Here is a 24040-nt window from a genome sequence, read left to right as displayed (position 1 = left end):
CGTCCGTGGTCGGGCCGGTCAGGCGGTCGCCTGACCCGGCTGCCGCGCCCTGGGCAGCCGGACCGTACGCCGCCCGCGCTCCGGGCCGCCCGGTTGCCGCAGAGCCAGCGAGAGCCCCGCGGCGAACAGCGAGACCACACCGGACGCCACGTACGCGCCGACGTACCCCCACGAGGCGACCACGACCGCCCCCATCCCGCCGCCGAACAACCCGCTGACCAGCTTCGCGCTGTAGACCATGCCGTAGTTCGACGCGTTGTAGTTCTCCCCGAAGTAGTCCGGGACCAGTGCCGCGAACAGCGGATAGAACGCCCCGCCGCCGAAGCCGGACAGGAAGGCGAAGACGAGGAAGAGCGTCTGGTTGCCGAGCTCACCCGCCCACAACACACCGAACTGCGATACGGCCAGCACCAGACACACGTACGTCAGCGTGGGCCGCCGGCCCAGCTTGTCCGAGAGCCAGCCGACCACCCCACGGCCCGTCCCGTTGATCACCGACATCAGCCCCATGGACGACGCCGCGATCAGCGGGCCGAACCCCATCTCCTTGGCGAACGGCACCTGGAACGAGATCCCGAAGATAGAGACGCCCGCGCAGCACAGCATGCACAGCCACATGAGGGGCACGACCCCGGTCCGTAACGCCTCCTGCGGTGTGTACTGCCGCACCGCGGGCGGATTCTTGGCCAGGGCCAGCGACGACTTGGTGTCCCCGGAGCGGTGCAGGGGATCCACCTCCTCGGGCCACCAGTTCTTCGGCGGATCCTTGAAGAACAGGCCCGACACCAGCGTCAGCACCAGGACGTACACACCCACGAGGTCCAGCACGGTGTGGAAGTTCGAGGTGTCGAAGCCGTACGTGAAGAGGAAGACGAACGGCACCGCGCCGTAGGCGAACGCGCCGTTGACCAGACCCGTCTTGCCGCCCCTGCGCTCGGGGTACCACTTGCCGACCATGTTGACGCAGGTCGAGTAGATCAGTCCGGAGCCGAGCCCGCCCAGCAGTCCGAATCCGGCCAGCGCGAACCAGAAGTTCGGCGCGTGACTGAGACTGACGAATCCGAGCAGCGAGCAGAACGAGCCGATCAGCATGGCCGCCCTGCTGCTCAGGATGCCCTTCTCCCGTAACCGTCCGGCGGGGAAGGACACCGCCGCCTGGAAGAAGATCCAGACACTGAGCACCCAGAAGGTGTTCGTCGAGGTCCAGTGATGTGCCCTGGACAGGGTCTCCTCGGCCGCCCCGAAGGCGTACTCGAAGACGCTGATGGCGAGCATGGCGAGCCAGGGCAGGGCCACCATCGTCCAGCGGGGGAGGCCGAGGATCTGCCGGTCGGACTCGCCGACCCGGTAGACACGGCCATGGGCGTCGGTGATCTCGCGGTAGTCCACGCCGGCGGTGGCCGACGCGGACGTCCCGGAGAGTGGTTCAGCGGTCATATCAGGCGATCTCCCGGCCGATCGGGTTCGGGTTGGGCTGGATCTTCTTGACGTCGGGCCTGCCAGGTGCCTTCAGGAACACCGCCAGTACGGCGGAGGCGAGCCCGATGCTGCCGGCGATGACGAACGCGCCCTGGTAGTCCCAGGCGCCCACCACGACAGCCCCCACACCGGAGCCGACGAGGCCCGATATGAGCTTGGAGCTGTAGACCATTCCGTAGTTCGAGGCATTGTTGTTCTCGCCGAAGTAGTCCGCGGTCATCGCCGCGAACAGCGGGAAGATGGCGCCGCCGCCGAACCCGGAGACCATCGAGCAGAACAGGAAGAACGGCATGCTGCCCATCGACCCGGAGATCAGCACACCGAACTGTGCGCCGCCGAGCACCAGACAGACGATGATCAGGGTGTTGCGGCGTCCGTACCGGTCGGATATCCAGCCGATGACACCGCGCCCCGTACCGTTCACGACCGCTTTGAGCGACATCGCGGTGGCCACTATCCCGCCCGCGAACCCCATGTCCTTGCCGAAGGGCACCTGGAACGCTATGCCGAAGATGTTGATCCCCGCCGTGCAGAGCAGGCAGAACCACATCATCCACAGCACCGGTGTGCGGGCCGCCTCCCGCGGTGTGTACTGCTTCACCGCCGGCGGGTTCTTCGCCAGCGCACGCCGGACCCTCGGGTCGTCGGAGACCTTCAGTGGATCGGCGCCCCGCGGCCACCAGTACTTCGGCGGGTCCTTGAAGAACCAGCCGGCGCCGGCGACGACGAGGCAGCAGATCACACCGACGAGGACCAGCACACTCTGGTAGTTGCTCAGGTCCATGTACGAGGTGAAGAGGAAGACGAACGGCACCGAGCCGTAGGCGAAACCGCCGTTGACGAGACCGGTCTTGCCCCCCTTGCGCTCGGGGTACCACTTGCCGACCATGTTGACGCAGGTCGCGTAGACCAGACCCGCGCCGATCCCGCTGAACATGCCGAAGCCGAAGTACGCCACGATCACGTGCGGGGCGTACGCCAGGGAGAGATAGCCCAGGAACGTCCCCACCGCGCCCAGCATCATGGCGTAGCGGGCGGGCAGCCTGCCGCTCTCCCTGAGCTGCCCGGCGGGGAAGGCCACGGCCGCCTGGAAGAAGACCCAGACGCCCATCAGCCAGAAGATGTGTCCGCTGTCCCACAGATGGGCCGCGTGCAGCGTGTCCTCCGCGGAGGTGAACGCGTACTCCGACGAACTGATGCCGAGCATGCCCATCCAGGGGAAGAGCACCATCGTCCAGCGTGGCCGGCCCATGATGTCCCGGTCGCTCTCACCGATCCGGTACACGCGTCCGTTGCGGTCCGTTACCTCCTTGTAGGGGACGGAACTGCTGAGTTGAGTGGTTGTCGTTTTCATGGTGGTCTCTCGCACCCCTTGCATCGAAAGAACTGGCCAGCGCCCCCTGTCCAAAACCTTCGTGCTGCGCCCGGGTGAGGTCAGGTCATGAACCGCCTCCCAACAGCCCCGCCGCCCGCGCCCACCGGGCGTCGGTATGCCCGGGGGGCGACCCCCGGACCCCCGGCCGGTGACGGCTGCTGTCCGTACATCACAACAGCCCCGCCGCCCGCGCCCACCGGTACTTGGCGCCCAGCACCGCCACCGGCTGCTCGGTGGTGTACGGGTAGGCCACCACCCCGTGCTCGAAGAGGTACTGGCACGCCTCCTCGACCTCGACATCGCCCGCCAGGGAGGCCACCACCGGCTTGTGGATCCCCTGCTCCCGGAACTCCGCCACGACCCGCGCCGTCAGTTCGGCGAAGACCATGGGCGGTGTGACGATGGTGTGCCAGTACCCGAGGACCAGCGCGTGGATCCGCGGGTCCTCCAGACCCAGCCGGATCGTCGCCTCGTACGTGGACGGCGGTTCGCCCCCGGTGATGTCGACCGGGTTGCCGGCCGCCCCGAACGGCGGGATGAACGCGCGGAACGCCTCGTCCAGATCCGGCGGAATCTCCATCAGGGAGAGCCCGTTGTCGACGATGGCGTCCGAGAGGAGCACCCCCGAGCCGCCCGCGCCCGTGATGATGACGACGTTGTCACCCTGTGGCGTGGGAAGCACGGGCAGCGCCCGCGCGTACTCCAGCATCTCGTTCAGCCCCGGCGCCCTGATGACCCCGGCCTGGCGCAGGATGTCGTCGTACACGGCGTCGTCCCCGGCGAGCGCGCCGGTGTGCGAGCCCGCCGCCTTCGCGCCCGCCGCCGTACGCCCGGCCTTGAGGACGACCACCGGCTTCTTCGGCACGGTGGCCCGCGCCGCCGCCACGAACGCGCGGCCGTCCTTGAGGTCTTCGAGGTGCATCGCGATGCACTCGGTGTGCGGATCCTCACCGAACCAGGTCAGCAGGTCGTCCTCGTCCAGGTCGGACTTGTTGCCGAGGCCGACGATCGCCGAGACCCCCGTCCTCGTGGACCGCGCGAAGCCGAGGATCGCCATCCCGATGCCGCCGGACTGCGAGGTCAGCGCCACGCCGCCCTTGACGTCGTACGGGGTGCAGAAGGTGGCGCAGAGGTCCTGCCAGGTGGAGTAGTAGCCGTAGATGTTCGGCCCCAGCAGCCGTACGCCGTGCTCCTCCGCGATCGCCACGACCCGTTCCTGGAGCTCGTGTTCACCGGTCTCGGCGAAGCCGGACGGAATCAGCACGGCGTTCGGAATGCCCTTGCGGCCGACCTCCTCCAGCGCGGCGGGCACGAACTTCGCGGGGATCGCGAAGACGGCCACATCGGGCTCACCCGGAACGTCCATCACGCTCTTGTACGCCTTGCGGCCGAGAATGTCATGGGCCTTGGGGTTCACCGGGTGGATGTCGCCGGGGAAACCTCCGTCGATGAGGTTCCGCATGACCGAATTGCCGATCTTGCCCTGCTCGTTGGAGGCGCCGATCACCGCCACGGAGCTGGGCTTCATCAGCCGGCCCATCGAGACGAGGATCTCCTCGCGGCTGTACGCGCGCCGCTCTGGGGGCCGTTCGGCGTCGAGCAGGATCCGTACGTCGGCGGCCATCACCCCGTTCGCCGAGGCGAACACCGGGTTGAGGTCGACCTCGGAGATCTCGGGGAAGTCTGCGGCGAGCCGCGACACCTTGACGATCAGCGCGGCCAGCGCGTCCCGGTCGACGGGCGCCGCGCCACGCACCCCGCGCAGGATCTCCGCCGCGCGGATCCCGTCGAGCATCGACAGCGCGTCGTCCGTGGAGGCGGGGGCCAGCCGGAACGTGACGTCCCCCAGGACCTCCACCAGCACCCCGCCGAGACCGAACGCCACGATCTTCCCGAAGGTCGGATCGGTGACGGTGCCGATCAGCACCTCGGTGCCCTCGGGCACCATCTGCTGGATCTGCACGCCCAGGATCCGCGCGTCCGGGTCGTAGGCACGGGCGTTGGAGACGATCGCGGTGAACGCGCCTCGCACCTCGGCGGCCGAGGTCAGCCCGATCCGTACGCCGCCCGCGTCCGTCTTGTGCAGGATCTCCGGCGAGACGATCTTCATCGCCACCGGGAAGCCGATCCGGTCGGCCAGCGCCACCGCCTCGTCGGCGCTCTCGGCCAGCGCCTCGGCCGGCGTGGGGATCCCGTACGCGTCCGTGACGGCCTTGCCCTCGGGCGCGGTGAGCGCGGTGCGGCCCTCGGCGAGCGCCGTGTCCAGCAGCGTCCGTACGGTCTTCCTGGTCTCTTCGTTGCTGTCCACCGCTAGATGACTCCGTCCGTCTTGAGAAGCCGCAATTCCTCGTCACCCAGGCCAAGTTCGCCCACGTACACCTCGGTGTTGTGTTCACCGAGCAGTGGCGAGGTGACCACGTCCACGGGGGAGTCGGAGAGCTTCAGCGGGCTGCCGACCGTGGTGAACGAGCCGCGCTGGGGGTGGGGGACCTCGACGACCATCTCGTTGGCCGCGAGCGAGGCGTCCTCGATGATCTCCTTGGTGGAGAGGATCGGGCCGCAGGGGATGTTGTGGGCGTTGAGCCGTTCCAGCACCTCCCACTTGGGGAGGGTGGCCGTCCACTCCTCGATGAGCTGGAACATCTTGCCGAGCTTCGGCAGCCGTGCCTCGGGCGTCGCCCACTCGGGGTCGTCCGCCAGCTCCGGCCGGCCCATCAGCTCGGTGACCGGGCGCCATCCGACCGGCTGCACGATCACGTACACATAGTCGTTGGGGCCGCCCGGCGCGCACTTGACGGCCCAGCCGGGCTGTCCGCCACCGCTCGCGTTGCCGCTGCGCGGCACCTCGTCGCCGAAGTCGTCGTTCGGGTACTCCGCGAGCGGCCCGTGGGCGAGCCGCTGCTGGTCGCGGAGTTTCACCCGGCAGAGGTTGAGCACGGCGTGCTGCATGGCCACGTTGACGCGCTGGCCGCGCCCGGTGTGCTCGCGCTGGAAGAGCGCGGCGAGTATCCCGGCGACGGCGTGGATGCCGGTGCCGGAGTCGCCGATCTGCGCGCCGGTGGCGAGCGGCGGCCCGTCCTCGAAGCCGGTCGTGGACATCGAGCCGCCCATGGCCTGCGCGACGACCTCGTACGCCTTGAAGTTGGTGTACGGGCCCTCCCCGAACCCCTTGATGGAGGCGTAGACGATCCGCGGGTTGATCTCCTGGATGCGCTCCCAGGTGAACCCCATCCGGTCCACGGCCCCCGGGCCGAAGTTCTCCACCATCACGTCGGAGCGGCGGATGAGCTCGGTGAGTATCTCCTTGCCGCGCTCCGTCTTGGTGTTGAGGGTGATGGAGCGCTTGTTGCAGTTGAGCATCGTGAAGTACAACGAGTCGACGTCGGGCAGATCGCGGAGCTGCTTGCGGGTGATGTCGCCGCTCGGCGCCTCCAGCTTCACCACGTCAGCGCCGAGCCAGCCGAGCAACTGCGTGGCCGAGGGCCCCGATTGGACGTGCGTCATGTCCAGGACGCGTACGCCCGAGAGCGCCTTGGGAGCGGCCCCGGCGGGCGAGGTCTCAAGAGCCTGGGTCATGGGAGGGCTCCTTCACTTGTACATGGTCTGGTTCATGGTTCCGGGGGCGTACGCGTCCGGGTCGACCCAGACGTTGATCAGCGACGGCAGTCCGGACTCGCGGGCGCGCCGCAGCGCGGGCGCGATGTCGGCCGGGTCGCGGACCTCTTCGCCGTAACCGCCCAGCATCTGGGCGAACTTGTCGTAGTGCACGTCGCCGAGGGTGTTGCCGACGCGCTCGCGCTCGTCGCCGTACTTGGCCTTCTGGCCGTAACGGATCTGGTTCATCGAGGAGTTGTTGCCGACGATGCCGACGAAGGGCAGGTTGTAGCGCACCAGCGTCTCGAAGTCCCAGCCGGTCAGCGAGAAGGCGCCGTCCCCGAAGAGCGCCACGACCTCCTTGTCGGGCCGGGCCTGCTTGGCGGCGAGCACGAAGGGCACACCCACGCCGAGGGTGCCGAGCGGCCCCGGATCCATCCAGTGGCCGGGCGACTTGGGCTGGACGACCTGCCCGGAGAAGGTGACGATGTCGCCGCCGTCCCCGATGTAGATCGAGTCCTCGGTGAGGAACTCGTTGATCTCGCTCACCAGTCGGTACGGGTGGATGGGCGAGGAGTCCGAGCGCAACTGCGGCAGCCGCTTCTCGACGGCCGTCTGCTCGGCGGCGCGCAGCTCGTCCAGCCAGGCCTTCCGCTTCACCGCGCCGCCGTTGAGACGCCCGCTCGCGGCCTGGGTGACGGAGGACAGCACGAGCCCGGCGTCCCCGACGATGCCGAGGTCGATGTCCCGGTTCTTGCCGACCGTACGGTAGTCGAGGTCGATCTGGACGACGGTCGCGTCCGGCGAGAGCCGCTTGCCGTACCCCATGCGGAAGTCGAAGGGTGTTCCGACGATGACGATGAGGTCGGCGTTGGAGAAGGCGTAGCGCCGTGAGAGCTGGAAGTGGTGCGGGTCGCGGGGGGGCAGGGTGCCGCGCCCGGCCCCGTTCATGTAGGCGGGGATGTTGAGCGTGCGCACCAGCTCGGTCGCCGCGTCGGTCGCCCGGGTCGTCCAGACCTGGCTGCCGAGCAGGATCGCCGGCTTCTCGGCGTGCGTGAGCAGATCCGCGAGCTTCTCGACGGCCTCGGGGTCGCCGGCCGAGCGGGTCGAGGCGCGGTACTGCCCCGCGGCGGGGACCCGGGCCTTCTCCACCGGCACCTTGGCGTCCAGCACATCGCGCGGGATCTCCAGGAAGGACGGTCCGGGAGCGCCGTGGTAGCACTCGCGGAACGCCATCGAGACCATGTCGGCCGCGCGCGCCGTGTCCGGCACCGTGGCGGCGAACTTGGTGATGGGGGTCATCATGTCGACATGGGGGAGGTCCTGGAGCGACCCCATCTTGTGCTGGGTGTGGGCTCCCTGGCCGCCGATCAGCAGCATGGGTGACTCGGCGCGGAAGGCGTTGGCGACCCCGGTGACGGCGTCGGTGGTGCCGGGCCCGGCGGTGACCACCGCGCACCCGGGCTTTCCGGTGATACGGGCGTAGCCGTCCGCGGCGTGGGCGGCCACCTGCTCATGACGTACGTCGACGACGTCGATGCCTTCGTCGACGCAGCCGTCGTAGATGTCGATGATGTGGCCGCCGCAGAGGGTGTAGATGACCTCGACACCCTCCGCTTTGAGTGCCTTGGCGACGAGATGACCACCGGAGATGAGTTCCTGGCTGTCGTCGGGCATGAGGAGGTCCCTGTCCCTTCGTAGTCCTTCGCCGGGGAGGGATGAGCACCCACCCCGGTACATTGCATACAGTCGACGAATACTGTATGAAGCTTGTTATCCCGCATCCGGGCGGGTGGTGTCCAGGGGGCGTGCGCCACTTTCGGCAAAAGGGAGTGACATGGATCTGTTCGAACACCAGGCGAGGGAACTCTTCGCGGAACACGGCATCGCGGTGCCGGAGGCCGAGGTCGTGACCGCCGCCCAGGACGCCGGGGCCGCCGCACGGCGGCTCGGCGGGCGGGTGGTCGTCAAGGCCCAGGTGAAGACCGGCGGTCGCGGCAAGGCGGGCGGTGTGAAGCTCGCGGCCGACCCGGCGGCCGCCGAACTGACCGCACGCCGGATGCTCGGCGCGGACATCAAGGGGCACACCGTCGGCGCGGTGATGCTCGCCCAACCCGTCGACATCGAGGCCGAGTTCTATGTGAGCTACGTTCTCGACCGGGCGGCCGGCACCTTCCTCGCCATCGCCTCGGCCGAGGGCGGCATGGAGATCGAACAGGTCGCGGCCGTCCGCCCGGAGGCGGTGGCCCGTATCCCCGTCGACCCGGCGGAAGGAGTCACCGAGGCGGTGGCCGTCCGGATCGCGACGGCGGCCGGGCTGCCGGACGGAGCCGTCCCCGTACTCCGCGCGCTGTGGCAGGTGCTGGTCGGCGAGGACGCGCTGCTGGTCGAGGTGAACCCCTTGGTACGCACCACGGAAGGGCTGATAATCGCCCTCGACGGCAAGGTCACCCTTGACGACAACGCCCTCTTCCGTCAGACGCGTTGGGGAGGGGCGGAGACCGGACCCGGGGCCGACCCGCTGGAGGCGGAGGCGGCGGCCAAGGGGCTCAACTACGTGAAGCTCGACGGCGAGGTCGGCATCATCGGCAACGGCGCGGGCCTCGTCATGTCCACCCTCGACGTGGTGGCCGGCTGCGGCGCCCGCCCCGCCAACTTCCTCGACATCGGGGGAGGCGCGTCCGCCCAGGTGATGGCGGACGGGCTGTCCGTCATCCTCTCCGACCCCGCCGTGAAATCCGTCTTCGTCAATGTCTTCGGCGGCATCACGGCCTGCGACGCGGTCGCCGACGGCATCGTACGGGCCCTGGAATCAGTGACGTTGACCCGGCCGCTCGTGGTCCGCCTCGACGGCAACAGCGCGGCCCGCGGCCGGGCGATCCTCGCGGAGCGCGCCCACCCGCTCGTACAGCACGCCACCACCATGGACGGGGCGGCCCGGCAGGCCGCCGCGCTCGCGAACGCCGGATGAGGAGAGGAACACCATGGCCGTCTTCCTGACCAAGGAGAGCAAGGTACTCGTCCAGGGCATGACCGGCGCCGAGGGCATGCGGCACACCCGGCGGATGCTCGCCGCGGGCACCGCGGTCGTCGGCGGCGTCAACCCGCGCAAGTCGGGCACCCACGTCGACCTCGACGGAACCACCGTGCCCGTCTTCGGCTCCGTACGCGAGGGCGTCGAGGCGACCGGCGCGGACGTCACCGTCGTCTTCGTACCACCACGGTTCACCAGGGCGGCCGTGACCGAGGCGGTGGACGCCGGGATCGGACTCGCCGTCGTCATCACCGAGGGCGTCCCCGTCCACGACGCGGTCGCCTTCACCGCGTACGCGAAGCGGCACGCCACCCGGATCATCGGCCCCAACTGCCCCGGTCTGATCAGCCCCGGGCAGTCCAACGCCGGGATCATCCCGGCGGACATCGCCACCAAGCCGGGCCGGATCGGACTCGTGTCGAAGTCCGGCACCCTCACCTACCAACTCATGTACGAATTGCGGGAGATCGGCTTCTCCTCGGCGGTCGGCATCGGCGGTGACCCCGTCGTGGGCACCAGCCACATCGACTGCCTCGCCGCCTTCGAGGACGACCCCGACACCGAACTGATCGTCCTCATCGGCGAGATCGGCGGCGACGCGGAGGAACGCGCCGCCGCCTACGCCGCCGAGCGGGTCACCAAGCCGGTCATCGGCTACATCGCCGGCTTCACCGCGCCCGAAGGCAGGACCATGGGGCACGCGGGCGCGATCGTCTCCGGCGCCTCCGGCACCGCGGAGGGCAAGCGCAAGGCCCTGGAGGCGGCCGGTGTACGGGTCGGCTCGACCCCCTCCGAGACCGCACGGCTGGTCCTGGAGCAGCTCGCGACGGAACGCGACGTCACTCATACTTGAAAGCGAGTGCGTGCCACCACACCACCGGTTCACTACCGTCGAGTAACCGAGATGGGCCGACGTGCGGTCGACCGGCGGTCCCGAACCGAGCCATGCACCTCCCGCCTCATCCGAGCGGAGACCCTCAATGGCACCCTCACTGATCCTCAAACCGGGCACGGCCTGGTCGGACGCCTGGGAGCGCAGCCTCGCCGCCGCACCCGAGGCCTTCCACGACGACCGGGTACGCAACCTCTGGGCCGCGACATGGCGCTCCGACGGCCGCGCCCTGCCCGCCACCAGCCCCGTCGACGGGGGCCCGATCGCCGGCCCGCCACGGCTGGACGGCGGAGCCGCCCGCCAAGCGGTGCGCGCCGCGCTGGACGCGCACCGCGCCTGGCGCCACATCCCGCTGCCGGAGCGCGCCGCCCGCGTCGGCGCGACGCTCGACGCACTCACCGAACACCGCGAACTGCTCGCCCTCCTCCTCGTCTGGGAGATCGGCAAGCCCTGGCGCCTCGCCCAGGCCGACATCGACCGTGCGATCGACGGCGTGCGCTGGTACGTGGACGGCGCCGGGCCGATGCTTCAGGGCCGTACCCCGCTGCCGGGGCCGGTCTCCAACATCGCGAGCTGGAACTACCCGATGTCCGTGCTCGTCCACGCCCTGCTGGTGCAGGCGCTGGCCGGCAACGCGGTCATCGCCAAGGCCCCCACCGACGGCGGCGTCGCCTGCCTCACCCTGGCCTGCGCGCTCGCCGCCCGCGAGGGCGTCCCCGTCACCCTCGTCAGCGGCAGCGGCGGCGAACTCTCCGAGGCGCTGGTGCGCGCGCCCGAGATCGGCTGCGTCTCCTTCGTCGGCGGCCGGGACACCGGCGCCAGGATCGCCACCGCCGTCGCCGACCTCGGCAAACGCCATGTCCTCGAACAGGAGGGGCTCAACACCTGGGGCGTCTGGAACTGCACCGACTTCGGTGCCCTGACCGCCGTGATCCCCAAGCTCTTCGACTACGGGAAACAGCGCTGCACGGCGTACCCCCGCTTCGTCGTCCAGCGCTCCCTCTTCGCGGAGTTCCTCGCCGCGTACCTCCCCGCCGTACGCGCGATCCGCGTGGGCCACCCGCTCGCGGTCGAGTCCCCGGACGACCCGCCGCCGGAGCTGGACTTCGGGCCGCTCATCAACGCCGCCAAGGCCAAGGAACTGGCCGACCAGGTCACCGAGGCGATCGGCCGCGGCGCCGTACCACTCCACCAGGGCGCTCTCGCGGACGCCCGCTTCCTCCCCGATCAGGACACCGGCGCCTACCTGGCCCCCGTCACACTGCTCAACCCGCCTCCGTCCTCCCCGCTGCACCACGCGGAACCCTTCGGCCCGGTCGACACGATCGTCCTGGTCGACACGGAGGCGGAGCTGCTGGCCGCGATGAACGCCTCGAACGGCGCCCTGGTCGCGACCCTGTCCACCGACGACCCGGCGACGTACGCACGGCTGGCACCCCAGATCCGCGCCTTCAAGACCGGCCACGGAAAACCCCGCTCCCGGGGCGACCGCGACGAGCTGTTCGGCGGCTTCGGCCACTCCTGGCGCGGCGCCTTCGTCGGCGGCGAGCTCCTGGTCCGCGCCGTGACGGACGGCCCACCGGGCGAGCGCCCGCCGGGCAACTTCCCCGACTACCACCTGATGCCGTGACCGCCCGGCGGCACGGCCTGTACGTACACCGCGACGGTCTGTGCGCAACCCCCTGAGCAGGCCGATCGCGCACCGCTGACCACCGGATATACGGGTGAGGGGCACCTCGAACCCCTGGTATCGTTGTCCCTGTCGCCGCGGGGAGATCAACCGCGGTTCGACCACTCGTCCGGGTGGCGGAATGGCAGACGCGCTAGCTTGAGGTGCTAGTGCCCTTTATCGGGCGTGGGGGTTCAAGTCCCCCCTCGGACACCATGGTCATCCGACCAAATGAAGCCGGTCAAACCGACACTTTGTCGCGTTGACCGGCTTCATCTTTTGGGTGGATGTGATCTGGCCCTCTGCGGGTTCGCAGAGGGCCAGATGTGTCTGTACTGGTCAGGTGGGGTGTGTGGGGTGGGGTGAGTCAGCTTTCGGGGCTTGGGCCGGGGAGGTAGCCGTTGGGGGTCCAGCGGTGGGGGTTCTTGAGTGCGTGACGGTTGGAGGACCCCGGCGGCGGGCGGGCAGGCGACGATGGGGCGGGTGCCGGCGCCGGGGCAGGGCATGCGGCGGGCGCCGCGCTGGGCGGGGGCGGCTTTGGGGCGCGGCCTGCAGGCCGGCCTCGGGGACCGTCGGTACAGCCGCCGGCGCTGAGAACGATCATGGTCCGATCGGCGCGAGCGTGCTGACGCGGTTCTCGTACTCGCGACGGGCCTTGCGCTGGGCCGGAACAGCAGGGACAGCCCGGCCGCCGTCGAGCGGCTGGCAGCGGTCGAGGAGCTGACGGTGCACGGCGGGGATGGCGGTCACGCGCAGGGTGTAACCCGGGCCTCGCCGTACGGTCGCCCCCTCGTCGAGCGCGGCCCGCTCGGCAGGCTCCAGGTCGGCCGAGCGAGGGAAGCCGGCGACCTTGCCCGGCATGTCGAGGGTGACCAGCGACTCCGGGGCGGGGATGGCCTCCTCGACGCCGGTGTGATCGGGCAGAAGGTCGGCGACGGCCGTGCGGATCGTGTCGCGGCTGACGCCGCGGTCGCGGGCGAGGGCGGCGAGGGAGCGGTTCTCCAGGGTGTGTGCTTCCCGCACTGTGCCGGCCTTGTCCTCAAGGTCTCCCGGCGACGTCGGTGAGGGGATCCGCAGCATGCCCCTGCCCCGTACCCTCGCGGCTTTGCGCGAGGAGCCAGCCCGGATCTCGGTGGGTTTCAGAGGAAGATGCCGGGGTTCTGGGCAATCTTGTCGGTCTGCCGGGCGATAAAGGCGTTCCAGTCGGAGGCGCGGTCGACGAGCACGTCACGGACCTGGTCGTGGGTGTAGAGCATGAACGTGTCGTTGAGGACGGCTTCGGCGACCTGCTCGCCGACGACCTCGGGGTCCAGGAGCGCGAACTGTTCGCCCGGGCCGCGGATACCGACCGCGGGGCCGAACGTGGGCGGCATCGAGGCGCTGATGTTGGTGAGCACGGGACCGGGGCACAGTACGGTCACACCGATGCCCTGGGGGTGCAGATAGACGCGCAGGCCTTCGGAGATCTGCACGATCGCGGCCTTGCACGCGGCGTAGGGCAACCGGTCGTAGGCGTAGGTGAACAGCCCGGCGAACGACGCCGTGTTGATGATGTGCCCGCTGCCCTGCTCGATCAGCGGAGGCAGGAAGGCGGCGTTGCTGCGCACGACGGAGAACAGGTTGATGTTGATGATTCGCTGCCACTCCTCGACCGGCAGGTGGTCGGGCCGCCCGCTGGTGAGCACGCCGACATTGTTCATCACCACGTCGACCTGGCCGAAGTGGCCCAGGGTGAAGGCTTTCAGGTCGTCGAACGCCGATTCCTCGGCCACGTCGCAGCGTACGCCGACGGCCTGGCCGCCGGTACGGGTGATGTCGGCGGCGACGGTGTCGGCCCCTTCGGCGTTGATGTCGGCGACCACGATGCGCGCACCGTGCTCGGCCAGCGCGTGGGCGGTGGCGCGGCCTATGCCGCTGCTGCCGCCGGTGATGATGGCAACCTTGTTGTGCAGGGATTCCATGATGTGGTCCTTTCGTACGGACGAGTCCGGGTTGTTCGTCGAGTTACCAGGCGACCGGAAGTTCATGGACGCCGTAGGTGGCCATTTCGTGCCGGAACCGCAGCTGTTCGACCGGCACCGCCAGCCGGAGTCCCGGCAGCCGGTGCAGCAGAGAAGGCAGCGCGATCTCCAGCTCCACGCGCGCGAGCGACTGCCCGAGGCACTGGTGCACTCCGTAGCCGAAGGCGAGGTGCCCGCGAGGGTTGCGGGCCGCGTCGAAGCGGTCGGGGTCGGTGAAGACCGCGGCGTCCCGGTTACCCGCGGGCAGGTTCATGACCAGATGCTCGCCGGCCCGGACGAGTTGCCCGCCGACGGTGAGGTCTTCAAGGGCTACCCGTACGATCACGTCCTGGGCGATGGTCAGGTAGCGCAGGAGTTCCTCGACCGCGCTCGCGATCACCGCGGGGTCGTCGGTGTCGCGGATCAGCGCCAGCGCCTCGGGGTTCCGCAGAAGGGTGAGGGTGCCCAGACCGATCATGTTGGACGTGGTCTCGTGCCCGGCGATCAGCAGGACCAGACTGTTCATCGCCACTGATTCGCGGCTGAGCTCGCCGGTGGCCATCCGCTCGGTGATCAGCCTGCTGATGAGGTCGTCCCCCGGCTCGCGTTCCTTGCGCTCCACCAGGTCGAGAAGGTAGCCGAAAAACGCCGCCCTGGCTGTGGCCTTCTCCTTCTCGGGGGAGGTCACATCGAGCAGGATGCTGCTCTGCTCCTGGAAGAACGCGTGGTCGGAGTAGGGCACCCCGAGCAGCAGCGAGATCACCAGCGAGGGAATGGGCAGCGCGTAGTCGGTGACGAGATCGGCGGGCTGTCCCTTGCCGATCATCTTCTCCAGGAAGTCGTCCACCATCTCCTGGATCAGCGGGCGCATCTCCCGCGCCCGCTTGACCGTGAAGTCCTTGGTCAGCATCCGGCGCAGCCGGGCGTGTTCCGGGTCGTCCATCTTGGGGAAGATCGGCGGGCTGCCGTCGCGGTCGAGCGCGTCGGCGCTGATGCGCGGATCGCTCAGGGCTGTCCGTATGTCCTCGAACCGGCTCACCACCCAGGTCGGGCTGCCATGCCAGTCCGCCCGCTGCATGCCTTCCTTGTTCCGCCAGTCCGCGTACTCAGAGGGCGGATCCAGAGGACAGCGCGCGTCCCGCACGCCGGGAAACGCGGGAGGGGCTGCCTTGCCGTCCGTGTCGGTGTCCGCGCTCACGTCTGCGTCTTGAGGTGCCATCCGGGATGCCCCGCCATTTCGATAGTCGAACTATCACTTAAGTCCGCGATCAGGCTACCACGAAGCGATAGTTGTCCTATCGGATGTTATGGTTTTCCGGTGACTACCGATGCCTCGCGCCCCCTGCGCGCCGACGCGGCGCGGAACTTCGAGCGGATCCTGCGTGCAGCGCGAGAGGTTTTCGCCGTCAGCGGTCCTGACGCGTCGCTGGACGAGATCGCCCGCCACGCCGGTGTGGGCATCGCGACGCTCTACCGCCGCTTCCCCGACAGGGAAGTACTCGTTCGGGCCGCGCTCGACCAGGGCCTTGCCGAGTTGGTGGCTCCCGCTGTCGAGCGGGCGCTCGGCGATGAGGATCCGAGGCGGGGACTGATCACCTATCTGGATGCCGCGATGTCCATGGCGGCCCGTGAGCGCAACACCCTGGCCGCGGCGAAGAGCGCCGGCGCCATCGCCGCGGAGGTGTCGGAACAGTTCTTCGAGTCGCTGACCCTGCTCGCGCGCCGAGGACAGCAGGCAGGCCTGATCCGGGCCGACCTGCTGCCCGAGGACCTGCCCAGGATCATGGCGATGCTCGTCGCCGTCCTGTGGACCATGGAACCCGGCAGCGACGGCTGGCAACGCTACGTCGCGCTCGTCCTCGACTCCCTGTCCCCGGCGGCGGCCAACCCCCTGCCGCCCGCGGTCGCACTGTGGCCGCTACGGAAACCCGGCTACTGGCCGGTCCCCTCCGACGAATAGGCCCACCACTCGCGGCCGCCGGCGAGAGGACGCCGGAGACATCGAGCAGGAAGGCCAAGCCCGACGGCCACGGGGCGAGTGCTCGCCGGCGATCTGTGGGTCAGTCGAAGGTGACGACGACCTTGTCGGTGGCGCCGGGCTTGCCCGCGAGGTCGATGGCGCGGGCGGTCTCCGCGAAGGGGACGACGTCGCTGACGATGAGTGCGTACTTGTCGGTGTTCTCGGCGATGTCCTGGGCGACCGTGGCCATCTCGGTGGGGTGGCCCATCGAGTGGACGATGGTCAGTTCCGACGGGATGAGCTGCTGGAAGTCGACCTCGACGCTCTGGTGGTGGATCGCGACGATGCCGAAGACGGCGCCGAGCTTGGGCCCGGCGAAGACGGTCCGTGCCACCGCCGGGACGCCGGCCGCGTCGAGGTAGATGTCGGTGCCAGGCAGCCCGGGGCGCCCGAAGGCGTCGGTGCCCTCGCCGTGCAGTTCGACGAGGCGGGCGCGGACGTCCTCGGTACGGGAGTCGATGACGGCGTCGGCGCCGAGTTTGAGGGCCTTCTCCAGGCGGTTCGGCTGTACGTCGGCGACCACTACATGCCGTACGCCATGGGCCTTGAAGGCGAGCAGCGCACCGAGGCCGACCGGCCCGGCGCCGAACACGATCGCCTGGTGTTCGGGCCGGGGGTTGGTCTTGTCGACGCAGCGGCGGGCGACGGCGAGGGGCTCGGTCAACGCGGCCACGTGCCAGGGGACATGGTTCGGCATGACGATCACGTTCTTGCCGGCGGTCGCGTCACGCACGGCGAGGTACTCGCTGAGGGCGCCCTGCGGCCCGCCGCCGCCGATGATGGCATCGGCGACTCCGGTCGGGTCGATGACCACATGGTCTCCGACGTGGAGGCCGGTGACCTCGGCACCGACCTCGACGATCTCCCCGGCCGGTTCGTGGCCCATGGGCGAGGAGGCGGCGCCGGGCATGATGCCGCCCTCCTGGAGGGCGTGCGGGTCGGCGCCGCAGATGCCGCATGCCTTCATCTTCACCAGGACGTCGCGGGGGCCGGCGACCGGTCGCGGGATGTCGATGGTCTGGAGCCGACGGGGGCCGGTCACTGTCACGCTTTTCATCAGGTTCCTTAGTGTTTCCGAGGGTTGTGAGAGTGGTGCGGGCCGTTGCCGAAGAGGCGGGCCACGGGGCCGGCTTGTCGGGCCCCGACTCAGCGGCCCCGGTGCCGGCCGACGAAGCGCCGCAACTCGCGGGTGCGGTCTTCGCTTTCGGGTGTGCCGATGAATCCGATGTGGGTGGCGGCGTCGAAGATGTGAAGGTCGGCGTCGATACCGGCGCGGCGCAGGGCGCGGTGCATGAGGACGGTGTTGGACAGGAACAGGTCGCGGGTGCCGCTGACCAGGAAGGTGGGCGGGAATCCGGCCGTGAAGTCGCCGAACAGCGGGGAGACGTACGGATCGGTGAGGTCGTGGCCGCCGGCGTACAGCAGATTGGCCGGCATCAGCCGGCTGGTGAGCCCGGTGTCGAGGCCCATCAGGGTGTTGAACGAGTCGCCGGATTCCGTGAGGTCGAGTTCGGGGGTCATCAGTACGGCCGCGGCCGGCAGCGGGAGCTCTTGGTCACGGGCCTTGAGGATGGTGGCTGCCGCGAGGTTGCCGCCGGCCGAGCTGCCACCGACGATGATCTTCTCGGCGGAACGGTCGCGCAGGAGCGCGCGGTAGACGGTGACGCAGTCGTCGACCCCGGCCGGGTAGGGGTGGTCGGGCGGCATCCGGTAGTCGACGGCCCAGACCTCGGCGCCGACCATACCGGCGGTGATGATCGCCAGGGCCCGGCAGCTCCTGCCACCGCCCCACAGGAGCGCTCCGCCATGGATATCGAGATGGACGGACCCGTCGGTGGACGCACGGTCGTCCGGTGTGACCACGTATACGCGTACGCCGTCAACATTGATCTCTTCGACCGTGGCCGACACCTGATCGGCCATTACCGTCAGGCCGGCCAGGCCGGTCTCGTCCATCGTCGCGATCAGCGCCCGCCAGCCGTCGATGTCGTCCCTCGCGGGCCAGGGCGGGTTCGAGATGCCGGCGCTCCGCGCGAGCTGCGCCTGCGCTCCGGGGCTGAGCAGGGTGGGGATCGGAACCTCGCGAGCCGGCAGGTGCGTAACTGATGCCTTGCCGGTTGCGGTCACGATGTCTCCTTCCACGCTTCGCCGAGGAAGCGGTCCTGCGACAACAGGGGCATCGTGGCCGGGGCCTCGGGGCTCACCGCCGTGGGCCGCGGAATGGCGCGCGCCGGGATGCGCCGGGGCCTGTCGACGCACGGGCTCATCGCGGTTCTCCCGTCAGGCGGTTGATGAGGAAGCGGGCCTGGACCTCAAGGACCTCCTGGTCCTCGGGTGCGCCGAAGAAGCCGCCGTGCGGCATCGCTTCCCAGATGTCCAGTTCAGCCTCGATGCCGGCCCGGCGCAGGGCGCGGTGCATCAGGACGGTGTTGGAGAGGAACAGGTCGCGGGTGCCGCCGGTCAGCAGGGTGGGCGGGAAACCTCGGCCGAAGTCGCCGAACAGCGGGGACAGGTACGGGTCGCGCAGGTCGTGGCCGTCGGCGTAGAGGCTGATGCTGTCGGTGAGCCGGGCTCCGCCGACGACATCGACGTGGATCAGCGTTTCGAAGGAGTCGCCGGATTCGGTCAGGTCGGCCTCGGGGGTGGCCAGCACGCAGGCAGCGGGCAGGGGCAGTCCGAGGTCGCGGACTCTGAGAGCGAGCGCGGCCGCGAGTCCCCCGCCGGCCGAGCCGCCGGCGAAGGCGATCCGGGCGGGCTCGTAGCGTTCGAGGAGCCACCGGTACGTGTCGACGGCATCGTCGAGTCCGGCCGGGAACGGGTGATCGGGCGGCATCCGGTAGTCGACGGCGAAGGCCCGGATCCGCGCGTGGCCGGCGAGCGGCATGGCCATGTAGGCACCGGCCAGGCCGGCGCCGTGGAGGTAGGCGCCGCCGTGGAGGTAGAGGATGGCGGATTCCGGCGCGGCGTCGGCCGGGACGACCTCGTGGAGCGCCGTGTTCGGAAGCCGGTGGGTGACGACCTCGGCCGGGAAGGCTTCCGCGCTTGCCAGCAGGCCGGCGGTCAGCCACGTGTTGCTGCCCTCGATATAGGAGCGCCAGGCGTCCTTGTCCGCGGTGCCGGACGGCTGGGCGGGCCCGGTGGGCTCCAGTCGCTGGGAGAGGAAAGCCTGAGCGTGCGGGCTCACCGTGGTGGGAGCCGGAACGTTGTGTTCGGGAACACGGAGGGGCATCGGGGTTCCTTTCGGGCACGCACCGTGGTGCCGCCGACGCGGAACACCTGTCCGGTAGTCCACGCCGAGAGGTCGGCGAGCACGGACGCGGTGATGGCGTCGAGGCCGGCGGGTCGGCCGTACGCGTTGCCGGATCAGAAACGTACACTGGTGTACGGAAAGTTGCCAGTAGTCTTCGGGGCATGCCAGACGACGTACAGCGCGCCCCCCGGCGTGACGCCATCCGCAATCGCGAGCGGCTTCTGATCGCGGCCCGCCAGGTTTTCGCGGAGCGGGGGGCCGACGTGGCCCTTGAGGAGGTCGCGCGGCTGGCCGAGGTCAGCCGCACCACGCTCTACCGGCACTTCACCACCCGCGAGCAGCTCGCGGCGGCGGTCTTCGAGGAGAACGTGGCGCTGATCGAGCATCGCGCCGTCGAGCTGCGGGACGCCGACGACGGGATCGTGACGCTGTTCGGCTTCGTGCTCGACCAGCAACGAGCGAACCGAGGATTCGAGCGGTTGCTGTCCCCCGCCGACCTCACCTGGCTGACCGAGCTCTCCGCCCGGACCATCGCCGCGTTCGAACCCCTCCTCGCCCGGGGGCGCGCGGCCGGCACCGTACGTCCGATGGTCGTCGTCGACGATGTGATGCTGGCCTTCCCGATGGCGGCCGGAGCGATGGCGGACAGTGACCTGGCGGGCCGGCCGGAAGCCGCCGACCGGGTCCGCGCCATGCTGTTCCGTGCGCTGTTCACCGACGCGGCCGGCTAGCCGACGCGGCCGGCCGGGCCTGGCGTTCATGCGGCGTTGTCGGGCGACCGGAACGGCTTCGTGCGGATCGCGTCTCCGCTCGGGGCGCCTCCGCTCAGGGCGCGTGCCGGAGTCCGTTGAAGAGCAGGTCGGCGAGTTCCGCGAAGGATTCGGCGGCCGAGAGGCCGGTGTGTTCGAGCAGGGTGCCGGACTGTACGGCCTGAATGGCGAGCGCGACGACCTGGGCGGCGAGGGCGCCGTTGGTGGCCCGGAACACCCCGGCGCGTACGCCGTCGCCGATCATCTCCTGGATGCGCTCGGCGGCGCGGGCGGTGTTGCGCGCGTAGATCGCCGCGGTGGGCGGGTAGGCGACCATGTCGGCGTAGAACGCGGGCGAGTTGCGCCGCATGGCCTGTGCCACGCCTTCGAGATAGGTGGTGATCCTGGCCTGGGGGTCGTCGTGCCGCTCGACGGCGCGCTCGATGCGTTCGGCCTCACTGCCGAAGAAGTGTTTGGTGGCCGTGACCACCAACTGCTCCTTGGTCGCCCCCACCCCGTAGAGCGTGGACTTCGAACAGTGCAGCCGCCGGGCGAGGTCGTTCACGCCCACCGAGGTGAATCCCTCGGCCAGGAAGATCTCGGTGACCTGTGCCAGCAGCTCCTCGCGCCGCCGCGTGTCGACCCGGCGCCGGCGCGCGGTCCTGAGCGGGGCCGGGGGCGGCGCGTCATGGGTGCGCATCATGGCCCCGAGTCTGGCACAGGGCGGGCGCGGGGACGGGAACGGACCCTTGCCAGAGGGTACCGGTGAGGGTACTTTCGGCATCATTAAAGTACCCAGCCGTGAGGGGCAATGATGCTCGACTCGGTCAAGCGCACCGCGGAGCTGGTGCGTCGATATTCGGCGGCGTCATTGGACGTGGCGGGTTTGCTGTGCGACCGCCACCCCGGCGGCGCGGTCGCGGTCAAGGTGGTCGGCGACGACCTGACGGTGACCACGCTGACCTACGCGGAGCTGTCCGAGGCCTCGCGCCGGTTCGCCGCCGTACTCGCCCGCCGCGGGGTCGGTCCCGGGGATCGGGTGGCGACGCTGATGGGCAAGAGCGCCGACTTGCTCACCGTGCTGGTCGGCAGCTGGCGCGTGGGCGCCGTCCACGTGCCACTGTTCACCGCCTTCGCCGAGGCAGCGGTGAGCGACCGGCTGCGCAACTCGAAAACGCGCCTCGTGGTCGCCGACGCCGTCCAGAGACACAAGATCGGCGAAGGCGGCTGGGAGGTGCTCGCGGCCGAGGACCTCGCCACGGAGCTGGCGGAGACGGAGCCCTGGGAACCGGGGTCGGTGGCGATCGGCGGCGACGGTCCGCTGGTCCACATGTTCACCTCGGGGACCACCGGCTCACCCAAGGGCGTGGTGCACCCGGCGCGGTATATCGGGGGCTGGCACAGCTACCTGGAGTTCGGGCTCGGGGTCGGCCCGGAGAGCGTGTACTGGTCGGCAGCCGATCCCGGCTGGGCCTACGGCCTCTACACCGCGGTCGTCGCGCCGCTGGCCGCGGGCGTCCCGACGATCCTGCTGCCCGGCGGATTCTCCGCCGACACCACGGCAGGAGTGCTCTCGCGGCTGAAGGTGACCCACTTCGCAGCCGCCCCGACGGTCTACCGCAGCCTGCGCAACTCCGGCCGCATCGGCGCCGGAGAGCTGAGTGTGCCTCACCTCTCCAGCGCGGGGGAGCCGTTGACCCCTGATGTCAACGCATGGGCGCCCAGCACTCTGGGGGCACTCGTACACGACCACTACGGACAGACCGAGCTGGGCATGCCGATCGGGTTCCCGCACGACCCGGGGATCGCCCGGCCGGTGCTCGACGGCGCGATGGGGGTGGCGCTGCCGGGCTGGTCGGTGACCGTGCTCGACCCGGACCGCGACGAGCCGGGCGCGCCGGGGACCCTCGGCAGGCTGGCGGTCGTGGTGGCGGACAGCCCGCACATGACCTTCACCGCGTACGCCGACGGCGAGGACCACGGCCGCTTCGTCGGCGACGGCCGCTACTACGTCACCGGCGACACCGCGAGCATCGACACCACCGGAGTGGTGCGCTTCTCCGCCCGCGACGACGACGTGATCATCATGGCCGGGTACCGCATCGGACCGTTCGACGTCGAATCGGCGCTCGCCCGGCACCCCGCGGTCGCCGAGTGCGCCGTGATCGCCGCGGCGGACGAGGTACGGGGCGAGGTCATCGAGGCGTATGTCGTCACCGCCACCGGCCACACCGTGACGGAGGCCGAGCTGCGGCAGTGGGTCAAGGACCTCTACGCCGCCCACGCCTACCCGCGCCGCATCCATTTCGTCCCCCACCTGCCCAAGACCCCGAGCGGAAAGATCCAGCGCGCCGAACTGCGCAGGCGGCGCCGCGAGGAGATCCTCGACGAGAACGGCTCATGACCCACACCTCTGACGTCCTGGGCGTCGAACACGCGGGCCCGGTAACGGTCCTGACCCTCAACCGCCCGCAGCGGCGCAACGCTCTCGACCCCGCGCTGATCGACGCTCTCGACCGGGCGCTGACCGACGCCGAGGCGGACCCGGGCGCCCATGCGATCGTGCTCCGCGGCGCGGGCGGATCCTTCTGCGCCGGCGCCGACCTGCGCCACCTGATCGAACTCGACGACCGTGGCACGAAACCCACGGCGTTCCTGCGCACCGTCTCCGCCCTGGCCACCCGCCTGGAAACCAGCCCCTTGCCGGTCGTGGCAGCACTGCACGGCCACGCCGTGGCAGGAGGCATCGAACTCGCACTGGCCTGCGACATCGTCGTCGCCGCCGAGAGCACACTCATCGGTGACGGACACATCCGCCACAACCTGATGCCCGCAGCCGGCGCCGCGGTGCGCATGCCGCACCTGCTCGGTGGGGCCACCGCGCGGCGTCTCGCGATGACCGGCGAGCTGATGCGCGCCGATCGGCTGGCCGGCACCGGCTGGCCCCACGAGATCGTCGCGGAGGACGCGGTCGACGCCGCCGCCGGGCGGATCGCCCGAACCCTCGCCGCAGCACACGGCCCGGCCCAGTCCGGATACAAGCGGCTGCTGTCCCGAACCCCCAGCATGCCCGTCCAGGACGCACTCGCACTCGAACTTGAGGCGTTCGCCGAGCACTGGGCCGCACACGATGTCGCCACCGCACTGCGGGAGTTCGTGAACCGGCCAACCCCCTCTCGAACGGAGCCGTCGGCGTGAACAGATTCACCGGCCAGGTCGTCATCGTCACCGGCGGAGGACAGGGCCTCGGCGCGGCGATGGCGCACCGATTCGCCGCCGAAGGCGCCACCGTCGTCATCGGCGACATCGACAAGCACACCGCCGGCGCCCAGGCCGACCGGCTACGCACGGAGTTCGGCCTGCCTGCCGAGGGGGCCGGCATCGACGTCACCGACTCCACGGCGGTCACCGGATGGATCGACGACACCGCCGCCCGGCACGGCCGCATCGACGTACTGATCAACAACGCCGGAATCATCCGCGACAACCGGATCACCGACATCAGCGACGCCGACTGGCGAGCGGTCCTGGACGTCTCGCTGACCGGCGGCTTCTACTGCGCGCGAGCGGTGGTCCCGCACATGCGCGCCCGCTCCCACGGCCGCATCGTCTCGTTCAGCTCGATGAGCTGGCGCGGCAACTTCGGCCAGGCGAACTACGTCGCCGCCAAGGCCGGCATCGTCGGCCTGACCCGCACCATCGCCCTGGAAGGCGCGCGCGACGGCATCACCGCCAACGCCATCGCGCCCGGACTGATCGAGACCCCGATGCTGGCCTCCATGAACGCCGCGGCGCGGGACAAGCTCATCGGCAAGGTGCCGCAACGCGCCACCGGCCGGCCGGCCGACATCGCCGAGGCCGCGGCCTTCCTCGCCTCGCCCGCCGCCGGCTACATCACCGGCGTCGTCCTCGACGTGGACGGCGGGCTCGGCATCGGATCCTCCATCCGCTGATCGGATCCTCCATCCGCCAGTGCCG

General features: G+C 70.0%; 20 protein-coding genes and 1 tRNA gene. 9 read left to right on the top strand and 12 right to left on the bottom strand.

Annotated elements, in window-relative coordinates:
* Nucleotides 1-18: 18 nt before the first annotated feature.
* From ACFXPL_RS07515 to ACFXPL_RS07495, 5 genes are all read right to left on the bottom strand, one after another.
* Nucleotides 19-1437: an OFA family MFS transporter gene (locus ACFXPL_RS07515; protein ID WP_384913987.1), complete on the bottom strand. Its 1419-nt coding sequence runs from the start codon at nt 1435-1437 to the stop codon at nt 19-21.
* A 1-nt stretch (nt 1438) separates the two neighbouring features.
* The gene (locus tag ACFXPL_RS07510; protein WP_384913984.1) at nt 1439-2833 is read right to left on the bottom strand and encodes an OFA family MFS transporter; all 1395 of its coding nucleotides are present in this window, start codon (nt 2831-2833) and stop codon (nt 1439-1441) included.
* A gap of 190 nt (nt 2834-3023) precedes the next feature.
* Nucleotides 3024-5162: an acetate--CoA ligase family protein gene (locus ACFXPL_RS07505; protein WP_384913981.1), complete on the bottom strand. Its 2139-nt coding sequence runs from the start codon at nt 5160-5162 to the stop codon at nt 3024-3026.
* A 2-nt stretch (nt 5163-5164) separates the two neighbouring features.
* Nucleotides 5165-6430, bottom strand: a complete 1266-nt coding sequence (gene frc / locus ACFXPL_RS07500; protein ID WP_384913978.1) for a formyl-CoA transferase — start codon at nt 6428-6430, stop codon at nt 5165-5167.
* Between the two features lie 12 nt (nt 6431-6442).
* Nucleotides 6443-8125: a thiamine pyrophosphate-binding protein gene (locus ACFXPL_RS07495; RefSeq protein WP_384913974.1), complete on the bottom strand. Its 1683-nt coding sequence runs from the start codon at nt 8123-8125 to the stop codon at nt 6443-6445.
* A 160-nt stretch (nt 8126-8285) separates the two neighbouring features.
* On the opposite strand from ACFXPL_RS07495, the gene sucC reads away from it, so the two are divergent.
* The 4 genes from sucC (at nt 8286) to ACFXPL_RS07475 (ending at nt 12259) form a co-directional block, all read left to right on the top strand.
* Nucleotides 8286-9419: an ADP-forming succinate--CoA ligase subunit beta gene (sucC, locus tag ACFXPL_RS07490; protein WP_384913971.1), complete on the top strand. Its 1134-nt coding sequence runs from the start codon at nt 8286-8288 to the stop codon at nt 9417-9419.
* Between the two features lie 13 nt (nt 9420-9432).
* Nucleotides 9433-10335, top strand: coding sequence for a succinate--CoA ligase subunit alpha (gene sucD / locus ACFXPL_RS07485; RefSeq protein WP_384913968.1), 903 nt, complete (start codon nt 9433-9435; stop codon nt 10333-10335).
* Nucleotides 10336-10462: 127 nt separating this feature from the next.
* Nucleotides 10463-12004, top strand: a complete 1542-nt coding sequence (locus tag ACFXPL_RS07480) for an aldehyde dehydrogenase family protein (protein WP_384913965.1) — start codon at nt 10463-10465, stop codon at nt 12002-12004.
* Between the two features lie 167 nt (nt 12005-12171).
* A tRNA-Leu gene (locus ACFXPL_RS07475) sits at nt 12172-12259 on the top strand.
* Between the two features lie 384 nt (nt 12260-12643).
* Here ACFXPL_RS07475 and ACFXPL_RS07470 read toward each other — a convergent pair.
* Genes ACFXPL_RS07470 through ACFXPL_RS07460 form a run of 3 tightly spaced genes read right to left on the bottom strand, consistent with a single transcriptional unit; the run spans nt 12644 to nt 15121 of the window.
* Entirely contained in the window at nt 12644-13123 is a 480-nt protein-coding gene (locus tag ACFXPL_RS07470) for a resolvase (RefSeq protein ID WP_384913962.1), read from the bottom strand.
* A 59-nt stretch (nt 13124-13182) separates the two neighbouring features.
* Entirely contained in the window at nt 13183-14004 is an 822-nt protein-coding gene (locus ACFXPL_RS07465; RefSeq protein ID WP_384913959.1) for an SDR family oxidoreductase, read from the bottom strand.
* Between the two features lie 43 nt (nt 14005-14047).
* Nucleotides 14048-15121, bottom strand: a complete 1074-nt coding sequence (locus tag ACFXPL_RS07460) for a cytochrome P450 (protein WP_384913955.1) — start codon at nt 15119-15121, stop codon at nt 14048-14050.
* 240 nt (nt 15122-15361) lie between these two features.
* Here ACFXPL_RS07460 and ACFXPL_RS07455 point away from each other — a divergent pair, with 240 nt between their 5' ends.
* Nucleotides 15362-16003 (top strand): TetR/AcrR family transcriptional regulator, encoded by a 642-nt coding sequence (locus ACFXPL_RS07455; RefSeq protein ID WP_384913952.1) that lies wholly within the window; start codon nt 15362-15364, stop codon nt 16001-16003.
* 100 nt (nt 16004-16103) lie between these two features.
* Here the strand turns inward: ACFXPL_RS07455 and ACFXPL_RS07450 are convergent, their stop codons facing one another.
* From ACFXPL_RS07450 to ACFXPL_RS07440, 3 genes are all read right to left on the bottom strand, one after another.
* A complete protein-coding gene (locus ACFXPL_RS07450) occupies nt 16104-17120 on the bottom strand; it encodes a zinc-binding dehydrogenase (RefSeq protein WP_384913950.1) in 1017 nt (338 codons plus the stop codon).
* Between the two features lie 89 nt (nt 17121-17209).
* Entirely contained in the window at nt 17210-18190 is a 981-nt protein-coding gene (locus ACFXPL_RS07445) for an alpha/beta hydrolase (RefSeq protein WP_384913947.1), read from the bottom strand.
* A gap of 136 nt (nt 18191-18326) precedes the next feature.
* Nucleotides 18327-19292 (bottom strand): alpha/beta hydrolase fold domain-containing protein, encoded by a 966-nt coding sequence (locus ACFXPL_RS07440; RefSeq protein WP_384913944.1) that lies wholly within the window; start codon nt 19290-19292, stop codon nt 18327-18329.
* A 182-nt stretch (nt 19293-19474) separates the two neighbouring features.
* On the opposite strand from ACFXPL_RS07440, the gene ACFXPL_RS07435 reads away from it, so the two are divergent.
* Nucleotides 19475-20044, top strand: coding sequence for a TetR/AcrR family transcriptional regulator (locus tag ACFXPL_RS07435; protein WP_384913941.1), 570 nt, complete (start codon nt 19475-19477; stop codon nt 20042-20044).
* 94 nt (nt 20045-20138) lie between these two features.
* On the opposite strand, the gene ACFXPL_RS07430 is transcribed toward ACFXPL_RS07435, so the two are convergent.
* A complete protein-coding gene (locus ACFXPL_RS07430; RefSeq protein WP_384913938.1) occupies nt 20139-20765 on the bottom strand; it encodes a TetR/AcrR family transcriptional regulator in 627 nt (208 codons plus the stop codon).
* 108 nt (nt 20766-20873) lie between these two features.
* Here ACFXPL_RS07430 and ACFXPL_RS07425 point away from each other — a divergent pair, with 108 nt between their 5' ends.
* Genes ACFXPL_RS07425 through ACFXPL_RS07415 form a run of 3 tightly spaced genes read left to right on the top strand, consistent with a single transcriptional unit; the run spans nt 20874 to nt 24015 of the window.
* A complete protein-coding gene (locus ACFXPL_RS07425) occupies nt 20874-22466 on the top strand; it encodes an AMP-binding protein (RefSeq protein WP_384913936.1) in 1593 nt (530 codons plus the stop codon).
* Nucleotides 22463-23260: an enoyl-CoA hydratase/isomerase family protein gene (locus ACFXPL_RS07420; protein ID WP_384913933.1), complete on the top strand. Its 798-nt coding sequence runs from the start codon at nt 22463-22465 to the stop codon at nt 23258-23260. The genes ACFXPL_RS07425 and ACFXPL_RS07420 overlap by 4 nt, the downstream gene beginning before the upstream one ends.
* Complete coding sequence (locus ACFXPL_RS07415) at nt 23257-24015, top strand: SDR family NAD(P)-dependent oxidoreductase (RefSeq protein ID WP_384913931.1); 759 nt, start codon at nt 23257-23259, stop codon at nt 24013-24015. Before ACFXPL_RS07420 ends, ACFXPL_RS07415 begins: the two co-directional genes overlap by 4 nt.
* Nucleotides 24016-24040 lie beyond the last annotated feature (25 nt).

Origin of the sequence: Streptomyces sp. NPDC059092 (assembly GCF_042756365.1) — a bacterium.
Lineage (GTDB): Bacteria > Actinomycetota > Actinomycetes > Streptomycetales > Streptomycetaceae > Streptomyces.
This window is presented reverse-complemented; position numbering and strand designations above follow the sequence as displayed.

What these genes read in the sequence shown, in the direction of transcription:
- ACFXPL_RS07470 (WP_384913962.1), bottom strand. Translation starts at nt 13,123, where the DNA reads ATGCTGCGGATCCCCTCACCGACGTCGCCGGGAGACCTTGAGGACAAG.
- ACFXPL_RS07425 (WP_384913936.1), top strand. Translation starts at nt 20,874, where the DNA reads ATGATGCTCGACTCGGTCAAGCGCACCGCGGAGCTGGTGCGTCGATAT.
- sucC (WP_384913971.1), top strand. Translation starts at nt 8,286, where the DNA reads ATGGATCTGTTCGAACACCAGGCGAGGGAACTCTTCGCGGAACACGGC.
- ACFXPL_RS07480 (WP_384913965.1), top strand. Translation starts at nt 10,463, where the DNA reads ATGGCACCCTCACTGATCCTCAAACCGGGCACGGCCTGGTCGGACGCC.
- ACFXPL_RS07440 (WP_384913944.1), bottom strand. Translation starts at nt 19,292, where the DNA reads ATGCCCCTCCGTGTTCCCGAACACAACGTTCCGGCTCCCACCACGGTG.
- ACFXPL_RS07460 (WP_384913955.1), bottom strand. Translation starts at nt 15,121, where the DNA reads ATGCAGCGGGCGGACTGGCATGGCAGCCCGACCTGGGTGGTGAGCCGG.
- frc (WP_384913978.1), bottom strand. Translation starts at nt 6,430, where the DNA reads ATGACCCAGGCTCTTGAGACCTCGCCCGCCGGGGCCGCTCCCAAGGCG.
- ACFXPL_RS07420 (WP_384913933.1), top strand. Translation starts at nt 22,463, where the DNA reads ATGACCCACACCTCTGACGTCCTGGGCGTCGAACACGCGGGCCCGGTA.
- ACFXPL_RS07435 (WP_384913941.1), top strand. Translation starts at nt 19,475, where the DNA reads ATGCCAGACGACGTACAGCGCGCCCCCCGGCGTGACGCCATCCGCAAT.
- ACFXPL_RS07510 (WP_384913984.1), bottom strand. Translation starts at nt 2,833, where the DNA reads ATGAAAACGACAACCACTCAACTCAGCAGTTCCGTCCCCTACAAGGAG.
- ACFXPL_RS07495 (WP_384913974.1), bottom strand. Translation starts at nt 8,125, where the DNA reads ATGCCCGACGACAGCCAGGAACTCATCTCCGGTGGTCATCTCGTCGCC.
- ACFXPL_RS07465 (WP_384913959.1), bottom strand. Translation starts at nt 14,004, where the DNA reads ATGGAATCCCTGCACAACAAGGTTGCCATCATCACCGGCGGCAGCAGC.
- ACFXPL_RS07430 (WP_384913938.1), bottom strand. Translation starts at nt 20,765, where the DNA reads ATGATGCGCACCCATGACGCGCCGCCCCCGGCCCCGCTCAGGACCGCG.
- ACFXPL_RS07450 (WP_384913950.1), bottom strand. Translation starts at nt 17,120, where the DNA reads ATGAAAAGCGTGACAGTGACCGGCCCCCGTCGGCTCCAGACCATCGAC.
- sucD (WP_384913968.1), top strand. Translation starts at nt 9,433, where the DNA reads ATGGCCGTCTTCCTGACCAAGGAGAGCAAGGTACTCGTCCAGGGCATG.
- ACFXPL_RS07515 (WP_384913987.1), bottom strand. Translation starts at nt 1,437, where the DNA reads ATGACCGCTGAACCACTCTCCGGGACGTCCGCGTCGGCCACCGCCGGC.